The following is a 22,634-nucleotide window of genomic DNA, read 5'->3' on the forward strand; positions in this document are numbered from 1 at the left end:
CCCGGTCAGTGACCGAGGAACGGCAGCACGGTGGCAGTGAACTGCCGGTAGCGGTCGCGGTGGATGCTGTGGCCGCAGTCGAAGTCGTCCACGGTGCAGTCGGCGAGCGCGGTACGGAACAGCTCCAGCTTCTCCGGATCGACCATGCCGCCGGGGCCGCCGCGCAGCATCAGGGTGGGTGCGGTGATCTCCGAGAGCCGCTCCCACCATTCCGGATTCGGCTTGCGGAACTGCTCCAGCGCGATCCGCGTCATCGACCGGTCGTAGGCCAGCACCGCGCCCGGATGGCGGACCAGGCTGCTGGTGGCGTGCCACAGCTCCGGCAGACTCGGCAGACGGCGGGTGAGGGTGAGTTGCTCGTCGCCGGACCGCAGCGGCAGCGGCTGCTCCTCGATGACCAGGCGGCGCACCAGTTCGGGCCGCTCGATCGCCACACACGACACCGCGTAGCCGCCGAGCGAATGGCCGACCAGATCCGCGGTGGTCAGCTCGAGCCGATCGCACAGCCGCAGCACGTCCGCGCCGAAATCGTCGAACCGGTAGGAGCCGGTGTGCGCGCTGCGTCCGTGGCCGCGCAGATCGGGGATGATCACCCGCCGGCCCAGCCGCACCAGCCGCCGGGCGAACCGGTCCCAGGTGTGGCCGTCGCCGCCCATGCCGTGCACCAGCACGACCGGGATCTCGGCGAGAGGGTGCGCGACGGACGGGGTTCCGGAATCGCGATAGGCGATCCGCACGCCCGCCAGCGACACCCGGGTAACCGTCGACTCCACGATCAGCCAGCGTACGGGTTTCGCGAGGCCGCCGCCGCAGGTTGTGGGCGGAGCCATAGGGCGGTGAGCGGGAAAATGCTTGGCGTGTCCGGGGCGCGGTTCGCGATACTGCGGCGCATGCCCACCTTCGCGGAATTCGACCGGCGTAACTATCGCACCGTGGACGTCGCCACCGGGTACGACGGCTGGGCGCCCACCTACGAGCAGACCGTCATGGACGAGATGGACCTCGCACTGCTGGGACGGCTGCGGCGACCGGACTGGAGCCAAACGCGGCGGGCCGCCGACCTGGGATGTGGCACCGGGCGGACCGGCGCGTGGCTGCGCGAGCGCGGCATCGCGCACATCGACGGCATCGACCTGAGCGAGGGGATGCTGGCTCGGGCGCGGGAACGCGGCGCGCACACCAGTCTCGCCCTGGGCGATGTGCGCGCTACCGGATTGGCAAGCGGCACATACGATCTGGTGATCTCCTCGCTGATCGACGAGCATCTGCCCGACCTCGCGCCGTTCTACACCGAGGCACGGCGGCTGGCCGCGCCCGGCGGCGCCTTCGTCCTGGTCTGCTACCACCCGCAGTTCATGATGGTGACCGGGATGCCGACCCATTACACCGCCGAAACCGGTGAGCCACTGGCGATCAGCACCCATCTGCACCTGTTCAGCGAGCATGTGAACGCCGGGGTGGCGGCGGGCTGGCAGCTCGTCGAGTCGGCCGAGGCGGTGGTGGACGACGCCTGGCTCGCCGCCAAACCCAAGTGGGCGCGACTGCGCGGGCATCCGTTCACCATGGCGTTGGTGTGGATGGCGCGCTGACTCACTCGTAGAGGCCCTCGACGTGCCATGCCCCGTCGTAGCCGAGGAGCAGCAGGACGCGGAACTCGGCGTCCAGCAAGATCTGGGCGCGGACGGTGCAGTCGGTGAGATGATCACCGGCCCACCAGCGTTCGTCGAGTAGCCACGGGCCGGTCCAGCCGGTCACGTCCCACTGTTTGCTGCCCCAGCGCAATCTGGCCGGTTCGGCGGTGAACAGGCCGCGGTCGGTGATCCACACCGGGGTGCCGTCGGCGGTCTCCAGTGTCACGCCGGGGTGGTTGACCAGGACCACGGCGGGCGCGGGCGCGGGCAGCCTGCCGGGCCAGGGCAGCGCCGGGTCGGCGGCGGGCATCCGCTCGTCGCCCAGCGCGACCAGGGTGACGCGTTCGGCCGGGCCGCGGCCGCCGCTGAGCACCCCGATCCGCACCGCCTCGCCGCCCAGCAGACCCTGCACTCGAACCAGGGCGCGGCGGGCGCGCTCGTCGCCCTCCCCGACCCCGCCCCACAAGCCGAGCTGCAAGGCCCCCGACGTCACCACTTCGACGGGTTCCAGCCGGAGCAGCGTGATCGGGGCACTCGGGACAAGGCTGCGCGCGTTCGAGGCACTCGATCCGGAAGCACCCGGGGTCGGGGCACTCGCGTCCGGCGGGCTCGGGGCCGGGGCGAATCTCTTACGGCTGTTCGGGTTTTCGGAGTGCGGCTGGGCAGGCGCATTCTCGTCGGCTGGTCGGCCGTGGATGATGCCGAATTCCGATTCCGGCTGGGCGGGGCCGCCGCGGAGCGCGCGGTGGGTGAGCCAGCCGTCCAGCTGCCAGCGCACCCGGTCGGCGGTCTCCTCCGGGGTGAGTGGTTCGGCGCACCGCCAGATTCGGGAAAGGCGCTCTCCGGCAGCGGTTTCGGCGATCACCGCGAGTCGGGTGCACGCCACCGAGGCGGCGGACAGCCGCTCGTGCAGTCGCGTGGCCAGCATGCGACCGGCGAAGGCGGCGGCATCGACCCGGTCGATCGGGGGGTCGCAGGAGTACTCCACCGCGAGGTCCGGCGCGGGTGGGCGGGCCGACGGCGGCCGCTCCGGCTCCGCCCGGGCGCAGCGGTGCGCGCGGATCGCGTCGGCGCCGAAGCGCGAGGCGACCTCGGCCGGGGTCAGCGCGGCGAAGTCGCCGATCCGGCGCAGGCCCAGGCGGTGCAGCAGGTCCACCAGATCCGCGCGCTCGGGTGCGGCCAGGCTCGGTTCCGCGGCGAGTTCCCGCACCGGCAGCGGCGCGAGGAACCGGGCGCCCGTCCCCGGCGGCACGATGGCGGCCCGACGGGCGGCGAGCACCGCCGTCGACAGCTCGTCGGCGATACCGATCCAGCATTCCACCCCGACCGCCGCCACCGCGTCGACGAGCCGCTCGGCCGCCGCCGGCTCGGATCCGAAGTACCGGGCGGCGCCGCGCGCGCCCAGCGCCAGCAGCCCCGGCCGGAGCACCTCCACACCGGGCACCGTCGCGTCCACCGCCGCCACGACCGGTTCGAACAACCGCGCATCCCGATCCGGATCCGCCTGGGCCACATACAGATCCGGGCAGCGGGCCTGCGCTTCCCGGCGCTTCAGCCCGCGCTGCACACCCGCGGCGCGCGCCACCGCCGAACACGCCACCACCCGGTTGGCGTGCAGCACCACCACCGGCCGCGTCGGCGGCACGTCGGCCAGCGCGGCCGCCGCGGCCGCAGGCCAGTCGGGACACCACAGCGCCAGCACCCGCCGCGCCTTCACCCCCATCGCGGGACCGCTCGGGCGACGGCCGTCTTCACGAAGCGACCTCGCGGACGGGTGTCAGTTGCTGTGGCGTGTTCGGCTGTGCGGCAGTCCATTCGACTCGGTCGTCGCGGGGGCTCAGTTCCAGGGTGCCGGTGCGGGGTGGGGAGGATCGGCCGTGGACGCGAACGTCCAGGCGCATGGTGCGCAGGCGGCCGCAGCCGCGGCCGACGCCGTCGTAACCCGCGACCCGAGCCTCGATTCGCAGGGACGGGCCGCTCCAGGCGCCGCCGGTGACGATCAGGGTGGAACCCTTGCTGCGGGCGCGGGCGGCGAGCACCCGAGTTCGGCTGGGCGGCACCGACACTCCGCCCAGGCCGAGCACCACCAGATCCAGGCCGTCCAGCAACACAGCGGCGACCTCCACCGGGTCCGATCCGGGATCTGGCACCACCGCCAGCCGTTCCAGCTCGGCACCCATCTCGGCCGCGGCGAGCAGGCCGAGCCGGGGCAGGCCGACCGCCGCGGCATGACCGCCCGTGCCCGTCACCGCGGCGAGCAGACCGGCCAGCAGCGAACTCGCGCCCGCGTACGCCACCACCGAACCCTTCGGCAGACCACCCTCCGGCAGGAGTTCCACCAGCGCGGACGGCACCGGCAGCGTCTCCCGGCGCAGGGGGCGGCGCAGCGTCGCGCCCGCGCCGCGCGCCGGGACGGCCGCCATTCGCCGCCGCAGTTCCGCGAGCCGCTCTCGTTGCGCCTCTCCAGCCGAACCCATCCTCGACCACCTATCTCCACCGAATGGACTCCACCGCTCGGGCCGCCGGAGCCGCCACTCCAGCACCGATTCAGCTATCGATCTGTATCGAATATACGTTCGACTTCCCTTCAGTAGAACCCCACCCCCGATTCCCGTCAAGCGGCACGCGCGCGAGCGCACTCGCGCGAACCCGAACCGCTGAAGCAGGCCAGTCAGGACGGTTTTCCGCTATCCTCGCGCCGTGACCGAACGCGCCCGTCCCATCGTCGGCCCCGACTACTTGGTTGCCGGCCGCTATCGCCTGCAATCGAAGCTGGGCGGCGGCGGCATGGGCGCGGTTTGGCTGGCCACCGACCGGCTGCTGAACCGCGACGTCGCCATCAAGCAGGTGCTCACCACGGCCGGGCTCAGTGAGCAGGAGGCCACCGAGGTCCGCAACCGGATCATCCACGAGGGCCGCGTCGCCGCGAAGCTGTCGCACGAGCACGCCATCGCCGTCTACGACGTGGTCCTCGAGGCGGGCGAGCCGTGGCTGGTCATGGAGTACCTGCCCTCGCGCAGCGTGGCGAAGGCACTGGCGCTGGCCGATACACTGCCACCGATCGAGGTGGCGCAGATCGGCGCGCAGGTCGCCGACGCGCTGGCCGCCGCGCACGCCGCCGGTATCACCCACCGCGACATCAAGCCCGGCAATATCCTCGTCGCCGACCGCGGCGCCGAGGTGGGCAAGGTCAAGCTCAGCGACTTCGGCATCTCCGCCGGCACCGGCGACCCGCACGACGAACTGGACGACGTGATCACCGGAACCCCCGCCTACCTGCCCCCCGAGGTGGCGCGCGGCGCCCGGCCGACCGAAGCCAGCGACGTATTCTCGCTCGGCGCAACGCTTTACACCGCGATAGAGGGCCAGCCGCCGTACGGCCTGGACGACGACAACGACGCGATCGTCATGCGCGCCGCCATGGCACAGATCATCCCGCCCAGCCGCAGCGGCGCCCTGACCCCCGTGCTCCTGCACATGATGGAGCCCGCCCCTCAACGCCGCCCCACCATGGCCGAAGCCCGCGACGAAATCCTCACGGCCACTTTCGGTCCCGGCACCGCCCCCTACATCCTGGGCGCACCCGTCCGCACCGACGACGGCACCATTCCCGCGTGGGCCGCCCGGAACTCGGCCGCCGGGCTACGCAGCCCCCACAGCACTCCCCTCCCCCGCCCCCCGCGAGCGACAACCTCGAACGCCCCTGCCGCACAACAAAAATTCCAGAACTTCGATCTCTCGGCCCTGGGCCCCAACGCCGCCCCCCTGGCAATAGCCATAGGGCTCCTGATAGGGCTGCTGATCCTGATAGTCATCCTGGTAGCGGTCCTGTAGGACCCCCGTAAGCCGGAGTGTTCGGCCGCCTAATCGATCCGCCGCCGATGCGCCCATCGCGTCAGCGCGTTCCGATTGGACTGCTGAGTCTTACGCAGCACGTTGGAAGCATGCGTCTCCACAGTCTTCACCGAAATGAACAGCGACTCGGCGATCTCCCGATACGTGTACCCCCGAGCGAGCAGCCGCAGCACCTCCAACTCCCGCGGCGTCAGCGAGTCCAACTCGGGATCCAGCGGCGGCTCCGGCACCGGCGACCGCCCGGTGAACGAGTCGAGCACGAACCCCGCCAGCCGCGGACTGAACACCGCGTCACCCCCGGCCACACGCCGAATGCCGTCGGCCAGTTCGGGTCCCGAAATCGTCTTGGTGACATATCCACGAGCACCGGCCCGGATCACCGCGATCACATCCTCGGCAGCGTCGGACACGCTCAGCGCCAGGCACACCGGGCCGTCCTCCACTCCTTGCAGCACCGCCACCCCGCCGCCGTCGGGCATGTGCACATCGAGCAGCACCACGTCGGGCCCGGCCGCCTCGACTCCGGCGATCGCCTCGGCCACCGTGCCCGCCTCGCCGACCACTTCGATATCGGATTCGCGGCTCAGCTCGGCCCGCACCCCGGACCGGAACACGGCGTGATCGTCCACCAGAAACACCCGGATACTCACTGCTCTCCTCACTTCGGACCGATGCCCGCTGCTCGGGCGCGGCGACGCCCACTCATCGGTACCACAAGGCGGGCCGGTGCGCCGTCAACCTGGTAGGCGGTCGGAAACCCGGGTGCGGTCGATCAGCTGGTCTTGTCGAGGACTTCCCGGAGGGTGCGGGCGAAAGCCTCGGGCCGGCCCGGGTAGCCGGATTCGGGGCCGGTGAAGCCGCCGTGATGGCTGGGGAACAGGACCGGCCGCCGACCGAGCCGATCGGCGATCGCCGCCGAGGTGCGGTGGGTGACCGTGCCCGCCGATTCCTCGCCGTAGCCGATGACGATCCGGGTCGGCGCCGCGGTGAGGGCGGCGATGTCGGGGCGGTAGCCGAGGACCGGCCGGGAACGCTCCGACAGCAACGGGTCGTCGCGGGAGCCGTCGTCCTCGGACGGCAGGCCGAACAGGGCGGGATCCGGGGCGGGCGCGGCGAAATAGTCGTCGGTGAATTCGCCCTGCCAGGACGTCATCGCGATGAAGGCCGCCATGCCCGCGCCGAAGCCTTTCGCCGCGTAGGCGTCGCGGTATCCGGCCGCCGCACGTGCGGCCGCATCGGCATCCGGGAGCGCGGCGAGCAGCGGCGGTTCGTGCGCCACCAGTGTGGTCACGTCGCCGGGGTGGGCGGTGACGAGTGCGAGGGCGACAATGGCTCCGCCGCTGCTGGCGAAGATCTCGACCGGGCCGGAGTCCAGGGCTCGGATGACCGCGTGCACATCGTCGGCGTGGACGGCGGGGACGTTGTCGACCTGACCGTCAGTGCGGACGCTGCGGCCGAGTCCGCGCGGGTCGTAGGTGACGACCGTGCGATCGGGGAAATGCGATGCGAGCGCGGAGAATCCGCCGGCCTCCATCGGGAGACCGATCATGAGCAGCGGCGGCCGTCCCTCCGCAGTGGGAAGTGGCCCGTGGACGTCGTAGGTGAGCGTCGCGCCGGAGGTTTCGAGCTTGTGTGTCGTCATGCCGGTACTGACGTGTCCGGAGACGGGAACTCATCGGCGGGTGCGCGAGTACGGCTCCGCAGCGAAGCGGCCATCGTCCAGGTCGGTGTCCGCCGACTCCTCCGGCGCGGCTTCGGCGCTGACTTCGCTCTCGGAGTCGTTGCGGGGCAGCATGATTCGGACCTCGGTGCCGCGGCCCAGGGTGGATTGGATCTCCACGGTGCCGCCGCGGCGCTCGATGCGGGCGCGGATGGATTTGGCCAGGCCCCGACGGTCGGCGGGGACGTCGGCGGGGTCGAAGCCGGTGCCCCGGTCGCGCACGAAGATGCTGACTTGATGCGGTTCCACCTCGGCGAACAGGTCGATGGTGGGGACGCCCGCGTGCTTGGCGGCATTCACCAGCGCCTCGCGGCTGGCGCCCAGGACGGCCGTGAAATGCTCACGGGGCAGGCCGATTCCCGTCTCGCCCGGATCCATCGACACGTCACCGACCGTCACCGGCGTGACCTTCACCCCGTGCTGGTCCTCGACCTCACCGGCGATGGTGCGCAGCGCGGCCGCGAGGCTGGACTGGGCCGGGACGGTGTCCTCGAACAGCCAGCGGCGCAGCTCCCGCTCCTGGCTGCGGGCCAGCCGCGCCACCTCCTGCGGGTCGTCGGCCTGCCGCTGGATCAGCGCGAGCGTCTGCAGGACCGAGTCGTGCAGGTGCGAGGCGATCTCCTCGCGCTCCTCGTTGCGGATGCGGGCGGCGCGCTCGGCGTTCAGCGCCCGCATCATCCGCAACCACAGCGGCACCGTCAGCAGACCCACCCCGATCAGCGTCACCGCGACCGCGATCAGCGCCGAGCCCATGGAACTCAGATTGATCCGGGCCAGCACCACCACACCCAGGCCGACCACGATCAGCGTGATACCGGCCAGGATGCGCGTCCAGGTGAGCACCGAGGGCCGCGCGGGCAGCCCGAGAATCGACCGTGGCCCCTCCGCGTCGAACTCGCGCCACACCAGCGCCGCACCGACCGCCACCACGATGATCGGCGCGACCACCTTGGCCGCGGTGCCGCTGAACAGCCACGACATCGACACGGCCAGCGCCAGCCCGAGCAGGATCAGCCCCACCGCCTGCCGCCGCTCCGAACTGGACGGCGGCGGCGCGTCGGCACCGGCCGGGGTGCACACCCACAGCATGCCGTAGGCGACGATGCCCGCCCCCATCAGCGCCGACAACAGCACGAACGCCATTCGCACCTTGAAGACGTCGACCCCGAGATGATCGGCGACCCCACCCGCGACACCGCCGACGACCCGCCCTCCGGAGCGCCGCATCAGCCGCGCGAACGGCGGCGCGGCGGGAACCCCGCGCGCATCGAACGCAGGCATGGACGGATACATACCTTCGATACTGGCACGCCCCACCGACACCGACCATCGGGAAATACCCCCATTCCGCACTGCGGCGCGGTGGAGTTCAGGTTCGTAATCAGGGTGAACCCCGATGTGCCGGCGCGGCGGCGGTCGCCACCATGGAACCATGACCAGAGCGAACGGCTGGGCCGGCGGGACCGGCCGGATGGGATTCAACGAGCAACTCCACCATTTGTGGCGGACGCGACCCCGGCGGCTGCCGCGGCAGGGGCCGATCGCCGGTGTCGCGGCCGGGTTCGGGCGGCGCTACGGGGTCGATCCGGTACTGGTGCGGGTCGTGTTCGTGGTCGCGTCGATCTTCGGCGGCGCGGGCGTCGTGCTCTATCTGGCGGCCTGGCTGCTGCTGCCCTCGGCCGGTGACCAGGTCTCGGCCACCGAGGGACTGCTGGGCCGGGGCCAGAGTTCGCAGTCGCCGACCAAGACCGTGGTGCTGATCGTGGCCTTTGCCATCGCGGTGAGCACCATGGGCCCGGTCGGGGTGGGGCTGGGCGGGTCCGGCCTGATCAGCTTCGCGCTGATGCTGGCGGGTTGGTGGCTGCTGTACCTGCGCCAGACCGAGCCGCCCGCCGACGGCTACGACGCGCTGATCGCCGAGGGCGGCCCCGCCTCCACCGGGTACCCGGGAACGATGTTCCCCGGCGCCTCGCCGTGGGTAGGCCCCACCTACGGCCCCTACACCAGACTACCGGATCGCTACGAACCCGAGCCATCGAAAACCCCTGCCGCACAAGCTTTCTCCCCGGACAACACGGCCACGGACGTAATCCCCCGCCCGGACACCGGCACGATGTCGAGCCCGGCTACCGGAACCGACACAGCTCCGGCCGCAGCCACAACGGCAACCGGCGCGGTCACCGACGACACGGCATCGGACGCGATCCGCGACGTAGGGGCGACATCGGAGCCGACCGCCGACGCGGCCTCGGACGCGGCTACCGGCAAAGCAACGAGGTCGAATTCCGACGTCGGCACAGCATCGGCCTCCGATACGGCACCCGACTCGAATGCCGACACCGGCGCGCCCTCCGACTCGAATGCCGACACCGGCGCGCCCTCCGGCTCGAATGCCGACACCGGCGCGCCCTCCGGCCCGGATACCGACACCGAGGTGCTGCGGACCAGGGAAGGCGCCGCACGGCCGACTGCCCCGCTGCCCCTCCGCGACTGGCGCACCCGCACCGCGCCCGGACCGGCTCGCCCCGGTCTCACCCCGCCGGGCTGGGATCCGCTGGGGGTCGCACCGCTGGCCTGGGATCTGCCCGAGCCCGGGCCGACGCAGCCGGTCGCGGTGCAGCCGCTACCGTCGCGGCGGCCTCGTTCCCGGCTGACGCCGGTGGTGATCGGTCTGGCCGTGCTCGCCGCGGCGACCGCGGGTGCCGTGGCTGCCTCGGGTGCGGAGTGGATGACTCCCGCGCGGATCGGCGCGGTGGCGCTGGCGGTGGTGGCGCTCGGCCTGATCGTCGGCGCGTTCCTGCGGCGCGGATACGGGTTGATGGTGGTGCTGGCTCCGCTGGCCGGTTTCGTGATCCTGGCGGCGATCGCCGGGCCGCTGGAATTCGACCGCGGCGCGATGGGAGACCGCACCTGGACACCGGCCACCGTCGCCGACCTGAATTCGGACTATCGGGTGAATCTCGGTTCGGGCACCCTGGACCTGCGTTCGCTCGCCCTGACCGAGGACCGCACGGTGGACGTGTCGGTACGCATGGGCAACGTCCGGGTGCTGGTGCCCGAATCCATGCGGTTGCAAGCCAATTGCACGGCCCGCATGGGTGAGTTGACATGTCCGGACGGACGCACCGGCCCGGCCGACGGCCCGGTGCTCACCCTCAATGTCGATGTCCACGCCGGAGACGCGGAGGTGAAACGTGGCTGACAATTCGGAAACCCGTCGGGGACCGTCGTTCTCGATGCTGCTGGCGGGAGTGCTGGCACTGCTGATCAGCATATGGGCCTTCATCGGCCCCTCCTCGTGGCCGGCGCACAGCATCATCCCGATCGGCTGGATCGTGGTAGCGGCCGCGATCGTGGTCGGCATCGTCCTGGTGGTCGCGCCGCGAAGGAAGAAGGACTGACGAAAGGGGCTCGGATCGCGATGATCCGAGCCCCTTTCGCCGCAAGTACTCTCAGCGCATTCTGGTGAAACTGCGATAGTGATCGCCGGTGTACCAAGCCGAGCCGTCACTGCCGGTGACGATGCGCTCCGCGTCCCGAGATCGCCCCGGCTGCTTGGGATTCACGTCCCATTCCTGATACTCGATCCGGTTACCGCTACCGTCGTTCGCGGGCAGCTGCCCCTCACGGTTGCTCCAGGTGCCGCCGCCCTTGGTCCCTTCGGCGCCGGCCGCATCGGGCCACTGCCCGGCGTCGATCAGCTGCAGCGTCTTCCACGCCCGGTCCGGAACGGTGTCCGCGACCGGCCGGATCTCGACCGGCCCCGCCGCGACCGAAGCCGCGCCGGCATGGTCACGCCCCGCATCCGCCCCCGGCATCAGCAAGACGGACACCGCCGCGAGCACCGCCATGGCGAACCCAGCGAAGACCGTAATCGCCTTGGCCCACCGGCCTTTCGCCCGATCGGATCCCTGCGTCATCGGCTACCTCCCCACAATCGGCCGGGCCCGATCCGGCCCGGCGCCTGACCCGAGCACCGAGCGACACCCTGGCAGCAGTGCCTGAACCCCCGCGGCACACCACACGAAACCGACCTTGCTACTGGATGAAATCTCTAGGCACACACCGAGGTTCCACCCTCATTCCCACTCGATGGTCCCCGGCGGCTTGCTGGTCACATCCAGCACCACTCGATTGACCTCCGCCACCTCATTGGTGATCCGCGTGGAAATCCGCTCGAGCACCTCGTACGGCAACCGAGTCCAATCCGCGGTCATCGCGTCCTCACTCGACACCGGCCGCAACACGATCGGATGCCCATAGGTCCGCCCGTCCCCCTGCACCCCGACACTGCGGACGTCGGCCAGCAGCACCACCGGGCACTGCCAGATCTGCTTGTCCAGCCCCGCCGCGGTCAGCTCCTCCCGAGCGATCGCATCGGCCTGCCGCAACGTAGTCAGCCGATCGCGAGTCACCTCCCCGACGATGCGGATGGCCAGCCCCGGACCCGGGAACGGCTGGCGCGCCACGATCTCCTCGGGCAACCCGAGTTCGCGCCCGACGGCGCGCACTTCGTCCTTGAACAGCAGCCGCAACGGTTCGACGAGCTCGAATTCCAGATCCTCGGGCAGCCCACCGACGTTGTGATGACTCTTGATATTGGCCGTCCCCGTGCCGCCACCGGATTCCACCACGTCCGGGTACAGCGTGCCCTGCACGAGGTACTCCACGCTCGCGGCGCCGCCCTCCTCCGCGCCGGTCTCCTCGACGATCTGCGCGACGGCGTCCTCGAAGGACCGAATGAATTCACGCCCGATGATCTTGCGCTTCTCCTCCGGATCGGTGACGCCCTTCAGCTCGCCGAGGAATTTGTCGACCGCATCGACGGTGATCAACTTCGCCCCGGTGGCGGCGACGAAATCGCGCTGCACCTGTTCGCGCTCACCGGCGCGCAGCAGACCGTGGTCGACGAACACACAGGTCAGCTTGTCGCCGATGGCGCGCTGGACGAGCGCGGCGGCGACCGCCGAGTCCACGCCCCCGGACAGGGCGCAGATCGCGTGCCCGTCGCCGATCTGCTCGCGCACCCGGTCGATCAGCAGGTCGGCGATATTGGCGGAGGTCCATGAGCCGGGGATGCCGGCCATCTCGTGCAGGAACCGGCTCAGCACCTGCTGCCCGTGCGGGGAATGCAGCACCTCGGGGTGGTACTGCACGCCGGCCAGCCGCCGGGCGCGGTCCTCGAACGCCGCCACGGGCGCACCCGTCGTGGTGCCGGTGACCTCGAAGCCCGCCGGGGCGTCGGTGACGGCGTCGCCGTGGCTCATCCATACCGGCTGCACGGTGGGCAGGCCGCCGTGCAGGACGCCGCCGTCGATGTTCAGTTCGGTACGGCCGTATTCGCGGGTGCCGGTGTGCGCGACGGTGCCGCCGAGCGCCTGCGCCATCGCCTGGAAGCCGTAGCAGATGCCGAATACGGGCACGTCCAGGTCGAACAGCCGCGCGTCCAGTTGTGGGGCGCCCTCGGCGTAGACGCTGGCCGGGCCGCCGGAGAGGATGACCGCCGCCGGTTTGCGGTCGGCGATCTCCTCGACGGTCGCGGTGTGCGGAACCACCTCGGAGTAGACGCTGGATTCACGCACCCGCCGGGCGATCAGCTGCGCGTACTGCGCCCCGAAGTCGACGACGAGGACTGGTCGCTGGGTTTCTGCCACCCGCACAGTTTAGTGAGCACGCCATCGGGTCCGGTGCCCGGGCAAACCGGCGGGAACAGGGCGCTGCACATCCCATCGCTGGGGACAGCGCCGGACCGCGCTCGCCGTGTCGCGCGGCGACACGCCCTCGCGGTCCGCACCGCCACGAATCCCCCTGTGGCACAAGCTCCCTGCTCGGCGAACCGGCAGCACCTCGGCCGACGGTAAAGATCACCGAGCGCCGTGGAACTGTCGCGCAACCCGGACGTACGGCGCGGCCCGGCCAGCTATCCTCGTGCTCGTGCCATTCGCCCGTGCGATCGATGCCGAGATCCATTACGAGGACAGTGGCGGCAACGGCCCGGTTGTGCTCCTCGGGCACGAATTCTTCATGGACCGAACGATGTTCGCGTCGCAGGTTGCCGCCCTCGCTCCGGAGTTTCGCATCGTCGCCTGGGATGCTCGTGGGCACGGCCGCACCCGCGACAAGGGTTTGCCCTACACATACTGGACGGCCGCCCGCGACGCCCTCACGGTGCTGGACCAGCTCGGTGTCGACCGAGCCGTGGTCGGCGGCACCTCGCAGGGCGGGTTCAGCGCGATGCGCACCGCGTTACTGGCCCCCGAGCGGGTGGCCGCGCTCATCCTGATCGCCACCGAGGCGCACAGTCCGACCCCGCAGGAGCTGGAGACCTCCCGCAGATTCCTCGACCGCTGGCACGAGCCCGGCGTGCGGCGGGCCCTGGCCGACCACCTGGCGCAGTGGCTCATCGGCGACGACCCCTGGTACCGCGCGGTCTGGACCGAGCGCTGGCTGACCCGCGACCCGCATGCCACCGAGGTAGCGGCGGGCTGCCTCCTCGGCCGCGATTCGATCCTCGACCGTCTGCCCGAGATCACCTGCCCCGCGCTGGTGATCCATCCGACCCGAGCCGGCATCCCCACCGCCCACGCCGCGGAAATGGCTCGCGCGCTGGTGAATTCACGCTATCTGGAGATCGAGGGCGCCCACCAAGCGGTGAACATGACGCATCCGGCTCAGGTGAACACCGCCATCCGGGAGTTCCTTCGCCGCACGGTCGTGCGCGCCGGTTGACTAGGCCCGCACCGTGAGTCCCACCCGCTGGAACTCCTTGAGTTCGCAATACCCGGCCTTGGCCATCGAACGGCGCAGTCCCCCAACAAGATTCACCGAACCCCAGGGATCGCTCGACGGCCCGTACAGCACCTGCTGCAAGGTGGGCCGCTCCTCCTCCTCGGCGAACTTCAACAGCGCGCCGCGCGGCACGGAGGGATGGGCGGCGGCCGACGGCCAGAACCAGCCACGCCCCGGCGCCTCCTGCGCCAGCGCCAGCGGCACACCGAGCATGGCGGCGTCGGCGCCGCAGGCAATGGCCTTGGCCAGATGTCCCGACGACACGATGTCGCCGTCGGCGATGACGTGCACGTACCGACCGCCGGTCTCGTCGAGATAGTCACGCCGCGCGGCCGCGGCATCGGCGATGGCGGTCGCGAGCGGCACGCCGATCCCGAGCACCTCACCGGTGGTGGTGGCGCCCGGCGTGGAGCCGTAACCGACGATCACACCCGCCGCACCGGTACGCATCAGATGCAGCGCGGTGCGGTGGTCGCTGACCCCGCCGGCCACGACGGGCACGTCGAGGTCGGCGATGAAGGTCTTCAGGTTCAGCGGCTCACCGTCGCCGACGTGTTCGGCGGAGATGATGGTGCCGTGCACAACCAGCAGGTCCACTCCCGCCTGCACCAGCGCCGGGGTCAGCTGCCGGGCGTTCTGCGGACTGACCCGCACCGCCACCGTCACACCCGCGGCCCGCACCTGCGCGACCGCCGCGGCCAGCAGATCCGCCTGCATCGGCGCGGCGTGTAACTGCTGCAGCAGTGCGACCGCCGCCTCGGTGCCTTCCTTCTCGGCCACTTCGAGCAGATGGTCGATGCGCGCGGCCACATCGGCATGCCGCGCCCACAGCCCCTCGCCGTTGATGACGCCGAGCCCGCCGAGCCGCCCCAGCTCGATGGCGAATTCCGGCGAGACCAGCGCGTCGGTCGGGTGGGTCACCAGTGGGATGTCGAACCGGTAGGCGTCCAGCTGCCAGGCCAGCGAGACCTGCTTGGACGACCGCGTCCGCCGCGAAGGCACGATGTCGACATCGTCCAGTTCGTAGGTACGCCGGGCGGTCCGGCCCATGCCGATCTCGACCATGTCGCGCACTGGTGTATCTCCTTGCTGTGTTTATTGGCCGCGGCTTCGCCGCGGCGGGTTTTCGGCGCCCTGGTGGCTCGGTTTTCGAGGGCCACTGCTTGCTCCTTCGTCGCTTGCGCAGCGACCCTCGAAAACCGAGCCGCGCCGAAAACCGGCTTCGGGTTGGCGGGGAGCCCCCGTCCTCTCGTGCCCAACCTGCACGGACGCTCCCATGATCCCAGCACCCCACGCAAGCCATGCCTTCGGGGGCACACCGGAGACCCCCGCAGAACCCCCACCCCTACGACAGCACCACCCCCGCCCCCACCACCCCAAGCACCCATCACCTCACCGCCCCAAACACGCACCACCTGACCACCCACGCGCACACCGCTTCAAGCACACGCCATCTCACCACCCCAAGCAGACACAACCCCACCACCTCGAGCACACGCCAACCCCACCACCCCATGCAGACACAACCTCACCGCCGCGAGCACACACCGCTTCACCACCCCAGGCGCACCACTTCACCGCCTCGAGCACACGCCCCCACCCAAGCAGACGCAACCTCACCGCCTCAAGCACACGCTCCACCCCAAGCAGACGCAACCTCACCGCCTCAAGCACACGCCCCTCCCCACCCAGGCACACACCACCTCACCACCCGGGCGCACACCACTTCACCGCTTCAAGCAAACGCAATCTCATCGCCCCAGGCAGACGCAACCTCACGATCCCCACGCAACCCCCTCCGCCAAAACCTCCCATAGCCCGCCAACTCCAAAGGTTTTCGGCGCGGCTCGGTTTTCGGGTGCCGCTGCGCAAGCGACGAAGGAGCAAGCAGCGGCACCCGAAAACCGAGCCACAGGGCGCCGAAAACCCGCCGGAGCGAAGCGGAGGCCAAAAATACAGCCCTCCCACCCCACAGCACGCCAACCAGCAGCGCCCTACCCCAACCGCCTACCCACGCCCCGTGTAATTAGGCGCCTCAACAGTCATAGTGATGTCGTGCGGATGACTCTCCTTCAACCCAGCCGCAGTAATCTGCACGAACTGAGCCCGCTGCAAGTCCGCAATAGACTGCGCCCCCGTGTACCCCATAGCCGCCCGCAACCCCCCCACCAGCTGGTGAATAACCTGATTCACCGGCCCCCGGAACGGCACCCGCCCCTCGATCCCCTCGGGCACCAGCTTGTCCTCGGCCAGCACATCGTCCTGGAAGTACCGATCCTTGGAGTAGGACTTCCCCTGCCCCCGCCCCTGCATGGCGCCCAGTGACCCCATCCCCCGATAACTCTTGAACTGCTTACCGTTGACGAGAATCAGCTCACCCGGCGATTCCGCGGTTCCGGCCAGCAGCGACCCGAGCATGACGGTCGACGCCCCGGCCGCGATGGCCTTGGCGACGTCACCGGAGTACTGGATTCCGCCGTCCGCGATGACCGGCACACCCGCCGGCGTGGCCGCGGCGGTCGCCTCGAGAATGGCGGTGATCTGCGGCGCGCCGACTCCCGCGACGACGCGGGTGGTACAGATGGAGCCCGGCCCGACCCCGACCTTGACCGCGTCGACTCCGGCTTCGATGAGCGCCGCGGCGCCCGCCCGGGTGGCGACGTTGCCGCCGACGATCTGAATGCGGTCGCCCACTTCGGTTTTCAGCTTGGCGACCATCTGCAGCACCTGGACCTGGTGGCCGTGCGCGGTGTCGACGATGAGCACGTCCACCCCGGCGTCGCGCAAAGTCATGGCGCGCGACCACGAGTCCTCGCCGACACCGACGGCGGCGCCGACGAGCAGCCGGCCGTCGCGGTCCTTGGTGGCGTTGGGGTACTGGTCGGTCTTGACGAAGTCCTTGACGGTGATGAGCCCCCGCAGCCGGCCGTTGCCGTCCACGATCGGGAGCTTCTCCACCTTGTGGCGGCGCAGCAGGCCCAGCGCGGCCTCGGCGGTCACGCCCTCCTGCGCGGTGATCAGCGGCGCCTTGGTCATCACCTCCGCGACGCGGCGGTTCTGGTCGACCTCGAAACGCATGTCGCGGTTGGTGATGATGCCCACCAGCTCGCCGGTCTCGTCCACCACGGGCAGGCCCGAGATGCGGTATCGGGCGCACATCGCGTCGACTTCGGCGAGAGTGTCGCTGGGGCGGCAGGTGACCGGGTTGGTGACCATGCCCGCCTCGGAACGCTTCACCGTCTCCACGGCGGCGGCCTGGTCGGCGGCGGCGAGGTTGCGGTGCAGCACGCCCATGCCGCCCGCGCGCGCCATCGCGATCGCCATGCGAGCCTCGGTGACGGTGTCCATCGCCGAACTCACCAGCGGCGTGCGCAGCGTGATCTCACGGGTCAGCCGACTGGATGTCTCGACCGAGCTGGGGATGAGATCCGAAGCGGCCGGCAGCAACAGCACGTCGTCGAACGTGAGGCCGAGCATGGCGATCTTGTTCGGATCGTCACCACCCGTATGAGGGCGGACGGCCTGTTCGCCCATCACGGGACTACTCATCGGATCGACCCCTCCTGGACCTCGAAAGCAACAATCCGGGGATCGGCCCGGACCGCGAACGTCTGACGGATTGCCGGAGCCGAAGATCGATACCCGGCGCCGGTTCCGTCCATGGTATCGACCGCGCAACTCAACCGCTCGAGCGACCAGCCCCAGTAATCTCCGCCACACCCGCACTCCCCCGCGACACGCCGACAATCCCCGGCAACCACGCCCGACGCACCGTCGCTAGACGGTCGCGGCCAAGAGCACCCGCCGCCACCACGCAACCCGCCCACCACCAGCCATGCATGCCCACCACCAGCAACGCACACCCACCACCACGCACCCCGCCCACCACCAGCAACGCACGCCCACCACCACGCACCCCGCCTACCACCGGCAATGCACGCCAGCCACCACGCAACCCCGCCCGGTTTTCGGCGCGGCTCGGTTTCGAGCGCCGCTGCGCAAGCGACGAAGGAGCAAGCAGCGGTGCTCGAAAACCGAGCCACAGGGCGCCGAAAACCCGCCGGAGCGAAGCGGAGGCCATCAACGCTCAGGCCATCAACAGAGCAAAACTTCCCCGCAGCGCTGGCGCAGGTACCCCTGTTCTGCGTACCGTGGGATTGTGCGTGACCATCTACCACCTGGCCTGCCGCCGGATCCGTTCGCCGGAGACCCCTCCGACCCGTCGGCCGCGCTCGATGCCATCGAGCCGGGGGAGCCGCTGGATCCTCACGAGCGCCTAGCGGTCGAGGAAGATCTCGCCGACCTCGCTGTGTACGAGGCGCTGCTGGCCCACCGCGGTATCCGTGGGCTCGTGGTCAGCTGCGAGGACTGCCGGCAGGATCACTATCACGACTGGGACATGTTGCGCGCGAACCTGCTTCAACTACTGGTGGACGGCACCGTGCGCCCGCACGAGCCCGCGTACGACCCCACTCCCGAGGCCTATGTCACGTGGGACTACTGCCGCGGTTACGCCGACGCGTCGATGAACGAGGCGCTGCACGGCGACGGGTTCGACGGCTTCGACGCCTGATCTCGCGCTGATCGGATGCGGTGCCGGGCAGGCCGCATCCGATCCACACAGCAAAGCCGATCCACACAGCAAAGCCGACCACCTCGCGGTGATCGGTTGATCTGCTATTTCGGGCCGGTGCCCGCTATCCGCCGAGAATCCCCGGCATCGACCCGCCCGGCAACGACCCGGCCGGCGGCTTGACGACTGTCGGCACCCCGATCGACGGGACGCTGGGACGGCCGGTGGGCTCGATGGTCTGCCCACCCGGCCGCGGCGGAAACGCGGGCGCCCCCGTCGAGCCGATGCTGGTCGGCGCGACGGTGGGCGGTTCCTGCGGGATGGTCGGTGGTTCCTGCGGCACCGTGGGTGGCACGGTGGGCAGTTCGGTCGGCACCGACGGCGTCGTCGGCAGCGTGGGCAGGGTGCTCGGCCCGCCGGGGTTGTTCGCGCTGGGGTCGGTGCCCAGGGTGCGCGGGTCGAAGGTGGTGGTGGGCCTGGTCGCGCTGTCGGCCGGTTGCTGGGTGATCGTCGCCCCGGTGGACGGGATCTGCGGACGCCCCGTGGACTTCGGCGGGCTGATCGGTGTCAGCGACGCGGCGATGTCCGGTGCGTCGATGCTCAGCTGTGCCCACAGCTGGTTCCAGCGTTCCTCCAGCTCGTTGCGGCGCTTCTCGTCGTCGACCTGGATGGCGGTGTTGCGGGAACTCGCCAGCAGCGCCTTGGCCTCTTCCGGCCGGTGCTGCTCGAGCAGCGTCTGCGCCTGGCTCAGCGCATTGTCGGCGCGCTGGGCGATGGTGGTCTGCGCCTGCTGGCTGAACACCACTTCCTTCACCCGCCACAGCGGATCGCCGGGCTGCGCACTGTAAGAGAACGCCGTCATACCGCCGAAGATCAAGGCCACCGCGGCGGCCGCACCCATGAGGGGACGTACCAGCCGTAAATGACTTCGCCGCGCGACGTTAACTCTCGTCTGCCGCGCACCGATTTCCTGATTGACCGCCGCGACAACAGCATCCAGATCCGGCCCGCCCGGCAACGGCTCCTCGACGATCTCCGCCCGCCAGTTCGCGAGCAAAGTCGCGAGCTGGTACTCCTCGGAGCTGTCGGTCGTCACGGGTCCGTCACCGGCGATGGCGTCGATCAAGGCATCGTCGCGGCGTACCGCGGCAATGTCGACCGGGCCGTTGTCCCCGGATGCCTCGGCGTAGGGATCGCTGTTGTGCGATCCAAGCCGCGCCTTCCAGTCGCCCCGACCGCGCTCGCCATCCCTAGCCATACATTTCACCTGCCCTCGCCACTTGTGACTTCAGTTTCGCGAGCGCCCGGTGCTGGGCCACTCGTATAGCTCCCGCCGTACTGCCCACGGCGACAGCAGTTTCTTCTGCTGACAGACCCATGACCAATCGCAGGATCAGGATCTCTCGATGCTTCTCCGGAAGCGTGGCCAGCAGACTGTTCATCTGCCGGCTCGTTTCGGAATCGAGAGCACGCTGCTCCGGCCCTTGGTCGGTGGATATGACATCTGGTACTTCGGCCATCGCGTCCGCCTTGTTACGGGCTGCGTTGCGATGGGCATCGGCGACCTTGTGCGAAGCGATTCCATACACGAAGGCCATGAACGGCCGCCCTTGGTCCTGATAACGCGGCAGGGCGGTCATCACTGCCAGACAGACCTCCTGCGCAACGTCGTCCGCGGAGAGCTGCCCACGCTCCGCGGATCCGATCCGCGCACGGCAGTAGCGAACCACCAGTGGACGGATGATCTCCAGTACCTGGGCTAAAGCCGAACGATCGCCCTGCGCTGCGGCAGCGACGGCGGCGTCCAACTCCTCGCCCGTGTGCGTCATCGTCAGAGATATTCCCGGCGTTACAAGTGGCACGGTCGGTTGTTGACCAGTGCTTCCGCCGATCGGCGGAACGGCTCCAACAATAGCGGCTTCACAACCCGCCACGGGCAACACCTGGGATCAGCCACTACCGAGAACTTCATCGCCCGAACGCAATACACCGCCGTGACCGGCCAGGTCCTGCGCACACGCGCGCGCTTCGGCCGCTGCTCGAGCCGCATCGGCGCCTTCGGCGACCCCCGACAGCAACATGGCGCAGGCCCACCGCAGCGGAAGCAGACCGTTTTCCCGGCTCTGGGAGGAGACCAGGGCGGCCGATGCCCGAGACTGTTCGACATCGCCGGCGGCGGCCGCCGCGGCGGCGACGAGTAGACGGGACTTGACGCGATGGCGCACCGACGGGCCACGCTCCGCGAGTGCGAGCGCGGTTTCGGCGTACCGCAGCGCGGAGCCGGCAACCAGCCCACGGCCCGGCGCGGCCAGCGCGGTCTCGGCCGACACCCAGTGCCAGCGCAGCCGGGCGCGCGCCCCGTCGCCGTCGGCGGAGGCGGACAAATCACCGATAAAGGTCTGGCAACGTTTCAGCAGCCGCGCCGACAGCTCCGGCCGGGCGATCCCCAGCGCATCGGCGGCCAGCCCGGTCAACGCGTCGCAAACCGCCTCTCGCCGCGCCGCCGACCCCGCTGGGCCGACCGCGGACGCGTCCGGCGGCACCAGCGCGAGCGCCCGGCCGTCGAGCACGGCGGCGCGCGCGTGGTGGCCGAGTTGCCGCAGCAGCGAGGCGCGGGTGCTGGTGATCAGCGAGCGCAGTACCGGATCGGCGCTGCCGCGGTATGCCCGGCCCAATTCGGCGCGAGCGGCGGCGTAGCGGCCCTGACCACCGAGAACGACCGCGCGCAGCCAGGATTCGACGGCATCGGCGGCGGCGGGCAGTTCGGCGGCGGGGATGCCGGGACGCTCACCGAACGCGGCGTCGGCGAATATCGCGTGCCGCGAGTTCGCCGGGTCCGGCAGCGCGGAGAAGTGATTCACCGCCGCACCTTATCCGGCGGCGCACACACGCCCGCGCGACCCCGTTTCCGACGGCGAGCAACTGTTCAGCAAGAGGAAAGCATCGCGGATGTTTCGATCTCGTAAAACGACTACGGGCAATCGCCCAGCACGTATGTTAGGAATTTGTATGCTTTTCGGATAATTAACCTGCGCGCCTCGGAGCGGCCATCTGACCATCGCCCACATTCGTCCCAGCGGCGTCATCCACCACGTACCACAAGCTACGTCGGCGATGGAACAAGCGTGCCTTTCTTTCGATGAAATGGTCCATGACCTGGCCGTATATGGCATATCACAGGACAGCAACAGACCGGCCCTGAACTGGCCAACCGAACAGTATCGCCATAGGTGGCCCGGATGTAAATAGCAGGAAGGTTAAATCTCGGAGCCGCTCCCTTTGAAATCGTCGCCAGAGAAACTATTGACTGGATTTCGCTATGCGTCCTAACGTACGACATCGCCGTCGTCGGCGCCGTGTGAAATTGCGGCGACCACGAACTGCGATCGCCGGAACTCCGGCGACACGGTCCGAGCCCGATCTCGGCGAGGTCTCATCCGGCCGCGCCTCGAGGTTCGGACAGACCGCTGCTGACAAGCACCGCTCGACAACGCCGACGAGCTCGCACCACTAGGAGTTCACGATGCCCATGCCCACCCACCTCCCCGGTCCCAACGCCGACATCTGGGATTGGCAGATGCGCGGTTCCTGCCGCGGTGTGGACTCCTCCGTGTTCTTCCATCCCGACGGCGAACGCGGCCGCGCCCGCGCGCAGCGCGAGCTGCGCGCCAAGGAGATCTGCCGCACCTGCCCGGTGCTCATGCAGTGCCGCAGTCACGCGCTGAAGGTCAGCGAGCCGTACGGCATCTGGGGCGGGATGTCGGAGACCGAGCGCGAGATGCACGCGCGGCGCAACCGCCGCCGCGTGACGGTCTGATTCTCGCGGCCGTCGAATTTGCTCCCATCCGGAACGCTCGGCGCGCCGAATGCCTGGCAAACACCGGCCGCTGCGCTACCGGCCGGTGCCGCCGACACAGGCGCGCAGGCCCTTCGGTCACCGCCGACCGCCTGCCGCGAGATGGCCAGAAGCCTTGCCACCCGTCGCCGCGATGCCGGGTACGTCCGAATCGAACACTGCGATCCCCACAATTTCCGGCGTGTCTTACCGAAGACTGCCTCGGCGTGT

General features: G+C 69.9%; 20 protein-coding genes. 7 read left to right on the forward strand and 13 right to left on the reverse strand.

The window, feature by feature from the left end:
* Nucleotides 1-5 precede the first annotated feature (5 nt).
* Complete coding sequence (locus NWFMUON74_RS30830; RefSeq protein WP_187685232.1) at nt 6-773, reverse strand: alpha/beta fold hydrolase; 768 nt, start codon at nt 771-773, stop codon at nt 6-8.
* 117 nt (nt 774-890) lie between these two features.
* Between NWFMUON74_RS30830 and NWFMUON74_RS30835 the strand changes: the two genes are divergently transcribed.
* Nucleotides 891-1,589 carry a class I SAM-dependent DNA methyltransferase gene (locus NWFMUON74_RS30835; protein ID WP_187685233.1) on the forward strand — a complete coding sequence of 233 codons (699 nt, stop codon included), beginning with the start codon at nt 891-893 and terminating at the stop codon, nt 1,587-1,589.
* Between the two features lies 1 nt (nt 1,590).
* Here NWFMUON74_RS30835 and NWFMUON74_RS36425 read toward each other — a convergent pair whose 3' ends face one another.
* Entirely contained in the window at nt 1,591-3,354 is a 1,764-nt protein-coding gene (locus NWFMUON74_RS36425; protein ID WP_232110688.1) for a DNA polymerase Y family protein, read from the reverse strand.
* Nucleotides 3,355-3,382: 28 nt separating this feature from the next.
* On the reverse strand, nt 3,383-4,108 hold the full coding sequence (locus NWFMUON74_RS30845; protein WP_187685234.1) for a hypothetical protein: 726 nt from the start codon (nt 4,106-4,108) through the stop codon (nt 3,383-3,385).
* Nucleotides 4,109-4,331: 223 nt separating this feature from the next.
* On the opposite strand from NWFMUON74_RS30845, the gene NWFMUON74_RS30850 reads away from it, so the two are divergent.
* On the forward strand, nt 4,332-5,465 hold the full coding sequence (locus NWFMUON74_RS30850; RefSeq protein WP_187685235.1) for a serine/threonine-protein kinase: 1,134 nt from the start codon (nt 4,332-4,334) through the stop codon (nt 5,463-5,465).
* 29 nt (nt 5,466-5,494) lie between these two features.
* Here NWFMUON74_RS30850 and NWFMUON74_RS30855 read toward each other — a convergent pair whose 3' ends face one another.
* From NWFMUON74_RS30855 to NWFMUON74_RS30865, 3 genes are all read right to left on the reverse strand, one after another.
* Nucleotides 5,495-6,130 carry a response regulator gene (locus tag NWFMUON74_RS30855; protein WP_187689525.1) on the reverse strand — a complete coding sequence of 212 codons (636 nt, stop codon included), beginning with the start codon at nt 6,128-6,130 and terminating at the stop codon, nt 5,495-5,497.
* A gap of 128 nt (nt 6,131-6,258) precedes the next feature.
* Nucleotides 6,259-7,128: an alpha/beta fold hydrolase gene (locus tag NWFMUON74_RS30860; RefSeq protein WP_187685236.1), complete on the reverse strand. Its 870-nt coding sequence runs from the start codon at nt 7,126-7,128 to the stop codon at nt 6,259-6,261.
* Between the two features lie 30 nt (nt 7,129-7,158).
* Nucleotides 7,159-8,487, reverse strand: coding sequence for an ATP-binding protein (locus NWFMUON74_RS30865; RefSeq protein WP_232110689.1), 1,329 nt, complete (start codon nt 8,485-8,487; stop codon nt 7,159-7,161).
* Between the two features lie 151 nt (nt 8,488-8,638).
* Between NWFMUON74_RS30865 and NWFMUON74_RS30870 the strand changes: the two genes are divergently transcribed.
* Both NWFMUON74_RS30870 and NWFMUON74_RS30875 read left to right on the forward strand, forming a co-directional pair.
* Nucleotides 8,639-10,408 carry a PspC domain-containing protein gene (locus NWFMUON74_RS30870; protein WP_232110690.1) on the forward strand — a complete coding sequence of 590 codons (1,770 nt, stop codon included), beginning with the start codon at nt 8,639-8,641 and terminating at the stop codon, nt 10,406-10,408.
* Nucleotides 10,401-10,607, forward strand: a complete 207-nt coding sequence (locus NWFMUON74_RS30875; protein WP_187685238.1) for a hypothetical protein — start codon at nt 10,401-10,403, stop codon at nt 10,605-10,607. Before NWFMUON74_RS30870 ends, NWFMUON74_RS30875 begins: the two co-directional genes overlap by 8 nt.
* Nucleotides 10,608-10,658: 51 nt before the next feature.
* Here NWFMUON74_RS30875 and NWFMUON74_RS30880 read toward each other — a convergent pair whose 3' ends face one another.
* Complete coding sequence (locus NWFMUON74_RS30880) at nt 10,659-11,057, reverse strand: guanyl-specific ribonuclease (RefSeq protein ID WP_232110691.1); 399 nt, start codon at nt 11,055-11,057, stop codon at nt 10,659-10,661.
* A 228-nt stretch (nt 11,058-11,285) separates the two neighbouring features.
* A complete protein-coding gene (gene guaA, locus NWFMUON74_RS30885; RefSeq protein WP_187685240.1) occupies nt 11,286-12,866 on the reverse strand; it encodes a glutamine-hydrolyzing GMP synthase in 1,581 nt (526 codons plus the stop codon).
* Between the two features lie 274 nt (nt 12,867-13,140).
* Between guaA and NWFMUON74_RS30890 the strand changes: the two genes are divergently transcribed.
* Nucleotides 13,141-13,935, forward strand: a complete 795-nt coding sequence (locus NWFMUON74_RS30890; protein ID WP_187685241.1) for an alpha/beta fold hydrolase — start codon at nt 13,141-13,143, stop codon at nt 13,933-13,935.
* On the opposite strand, the gene NWFMUON74_RS30895 is transcribed toward NWFMUON74_RS30890, so the two are convergent.
* Nucleotides 13,936-15,069, reverse strand: coding sequence for a GuaB3 family IMP dehydrogenase-related protein (locus tag NWFMUON74_RS30895; protein ID WP_187685242.1), 1,134 nt, complete (start codon nt 15,067-15,069; stop codon nt 13,936-13,938).
* 933 nt (nt 15,070-16,002) lie between these two features.
* The gene (gene guaB, locus NWFMUON74_RS30900) at nt 16,003-17,544 is read right to left on the reverse strand and encodes an IMP dehydrogenase (RefSeq protein WP_232110692.1); all 1,542 of its coding nucleotides are present in this window, start codon (nt 17,542-17,544) and stop codon (nt 16,003-16,005) included.
* A gap of 610 nt (nt 17,545-18,154) precedes the next feature.
* Here guaB and NWFMUON74_RS30905 point away from each other — a divergent pair.
* Complete coding sequence (locus tag NWFMUON74_RS30905; RefSeq protein ID WP_019932909.1) at nt 18,155-18,568, forward strand: DUF5319 domain-containing protein; 414 nt, start codon at nt 18,155-18,157, stop codon at nt 18,566-18,568.
* A 124-nt stretch (nt 18,569-18,692) separates the two neighbouring features.
* On the opposite strand, the gene NWFMUON74_RS30910 is transcribed toward NWFMUON74_RS30905, so the two are convergent.
* From NWFMUON74_RS30910 to NWFMUON74_RS30920, 3 genes are all read right to left on the reverse strand, one after another.
* Nucleotides 18,693-19,826: an anti-sigma-D factor RsdA gene (locus NWFMUON74_RS30910; protein ID WP_187685243.1), complete on the reverse strand. Its 1,134-nt coding sequence runs from the start codon at nt 19,824-19,826 to the stop codon at nt 18,693-18,695.
* Nucleotides 19,819-20,397, reverse strand: coding sequence for a sigma-70 family RNA polymerase sigma factor (locus NWFMUON74_RS30915; RefSeq protein ID WP_040746108.1), 579 nt, complete (start codon nt 20,395-20,397; stop codon nt 19,819-19,821). The genes NWFMUON74_RS30910 and NWFMUON74_RS30915 overlap by 8 nt, the downstream gene beginning before the upstream one ends.
* A gap of 120 nt (nt 20,398-20,517) precedes the next feature.
* Nucleotides 20,518-21,429, reverse strand: coding sequence for a hypothetical protein (locus NWFMUON74_RS30920; RefSeq protein ID WP_187685244.1), 912 nt, complete (start codon nt 21,427-21,429; stop codon nt 20,518-20,520).
* Between the two features lie 662 nt (nt 21,430-22,091).
* Here NWFMUON74_RS30920 and NWFMUON74_RS30925 point away from each other — a divergent pair.
* The gene (locus NWFMUON74_RS30925) at nt 22,092-22,385 is read left to right on the forward strand and encodes a WhiB family transcriptional regulator (RefSeq protein ID WP_187685245.1); all 294 of its coding nucleotides are present in this window, start codon (nt 22,092-22,094) and stop codon (nt 22,383-22,385) included.
* Nucleotides 22,386-22,634 lie beyond the last annotated feature (249 nt).

Origin of the sequence: Nocardia wallacei (assembly GCF_014466955.1) — a bacterium.
GTDB classification, from domain to species: Bacteria; Actinomycetota; Actinomycetes; order Mycobacteriales; family Mycobacteriaceae; genus Nocardia; species Nocardia wallacei.

Bases quoted from the DNA above. Each gene is read 5' to 3' on its own strand.
- NWFMUON74_RS30835 (WP_187685233.1), top strand. From the start codon at position 891: ATGCCCACCTTCGCGGAATTCGACCGGCGTAACTATCGCACCGTGGAC.
- NWFMUON74_RS36425 (WP_232110688.1), bottom strand. From the start codon at position 3,354: ATGGGGGTGAAGGCGCGGCGGGTGCTGGCGCTGTGGTGTCCCGACTGG.
- NWFMUON74_RS30845 (WP_187685234.1), bottom strand. From the start codon at position 4,108: ATGGGTTCGGCTGGAGAGGCGCAACGAGAGCGGCTCGCGGAACTGCGG.
- NWFMUON74_RS30860 (WP_187685236.1), bottom strand. From the start codon at position 7,128: ATGACGACACACAAGCTCGAAACCTCCGGCGCGACGCTCACCTACGAC.
- NWFMUON74_RS30865 (WP_232110689.1), bottom strand. From the start codon at position 8,487: ATGCCTGCGTTCGATGCGCGCGGGGTTCCCGCCGCGCCGCCGTTCGCG.
- NWFMUON74_RS30870 (WP_232110690.1), top strand. From the start codon at position 8,639: ATGACCAGAGCGAACGGCTGGGCCGGCGGGACCGGCCGGATGGGATTC.
- NWFMUON74_RS30880 (WP_232110691.1), bottom strand. From the start codon at position 11,057: ATGGCGGTGCTCGCGGCGGTGTCCGTCTTGCTGATGCCGGGGGCGGAT.
- guaB (WP_232110692.1), bottom strand. From the start codon at position 17,544: ATGAGTAGTCCCGTGATGGGCGAACAGGCCGTCCGCCCTCATACGGGT.
- NWFMUON74_RS30910 (WP_187685243.1), bottom strand. From the start codon at position 19,826: ATGGCTAGGGATGGCGAGCGCGGTCGGGGCGACTGGAAGGCGCGGCTT.
- NWFMUON74_RS30915 (WP_040746108.1), bottom strand. From the start codon at position 20,397: ATGACGCACACGGGCGAGGAGTTGGACGCCGCCGTCGCTGCCGCAGCG.
- NWFMUON74_RS30925 (WP_187685245.1), top strand. From the start codon at position 22,092: ATGCCCATGCCCACCCACCTCCCCGGTCCCAACGCCGACATCTGGGAT.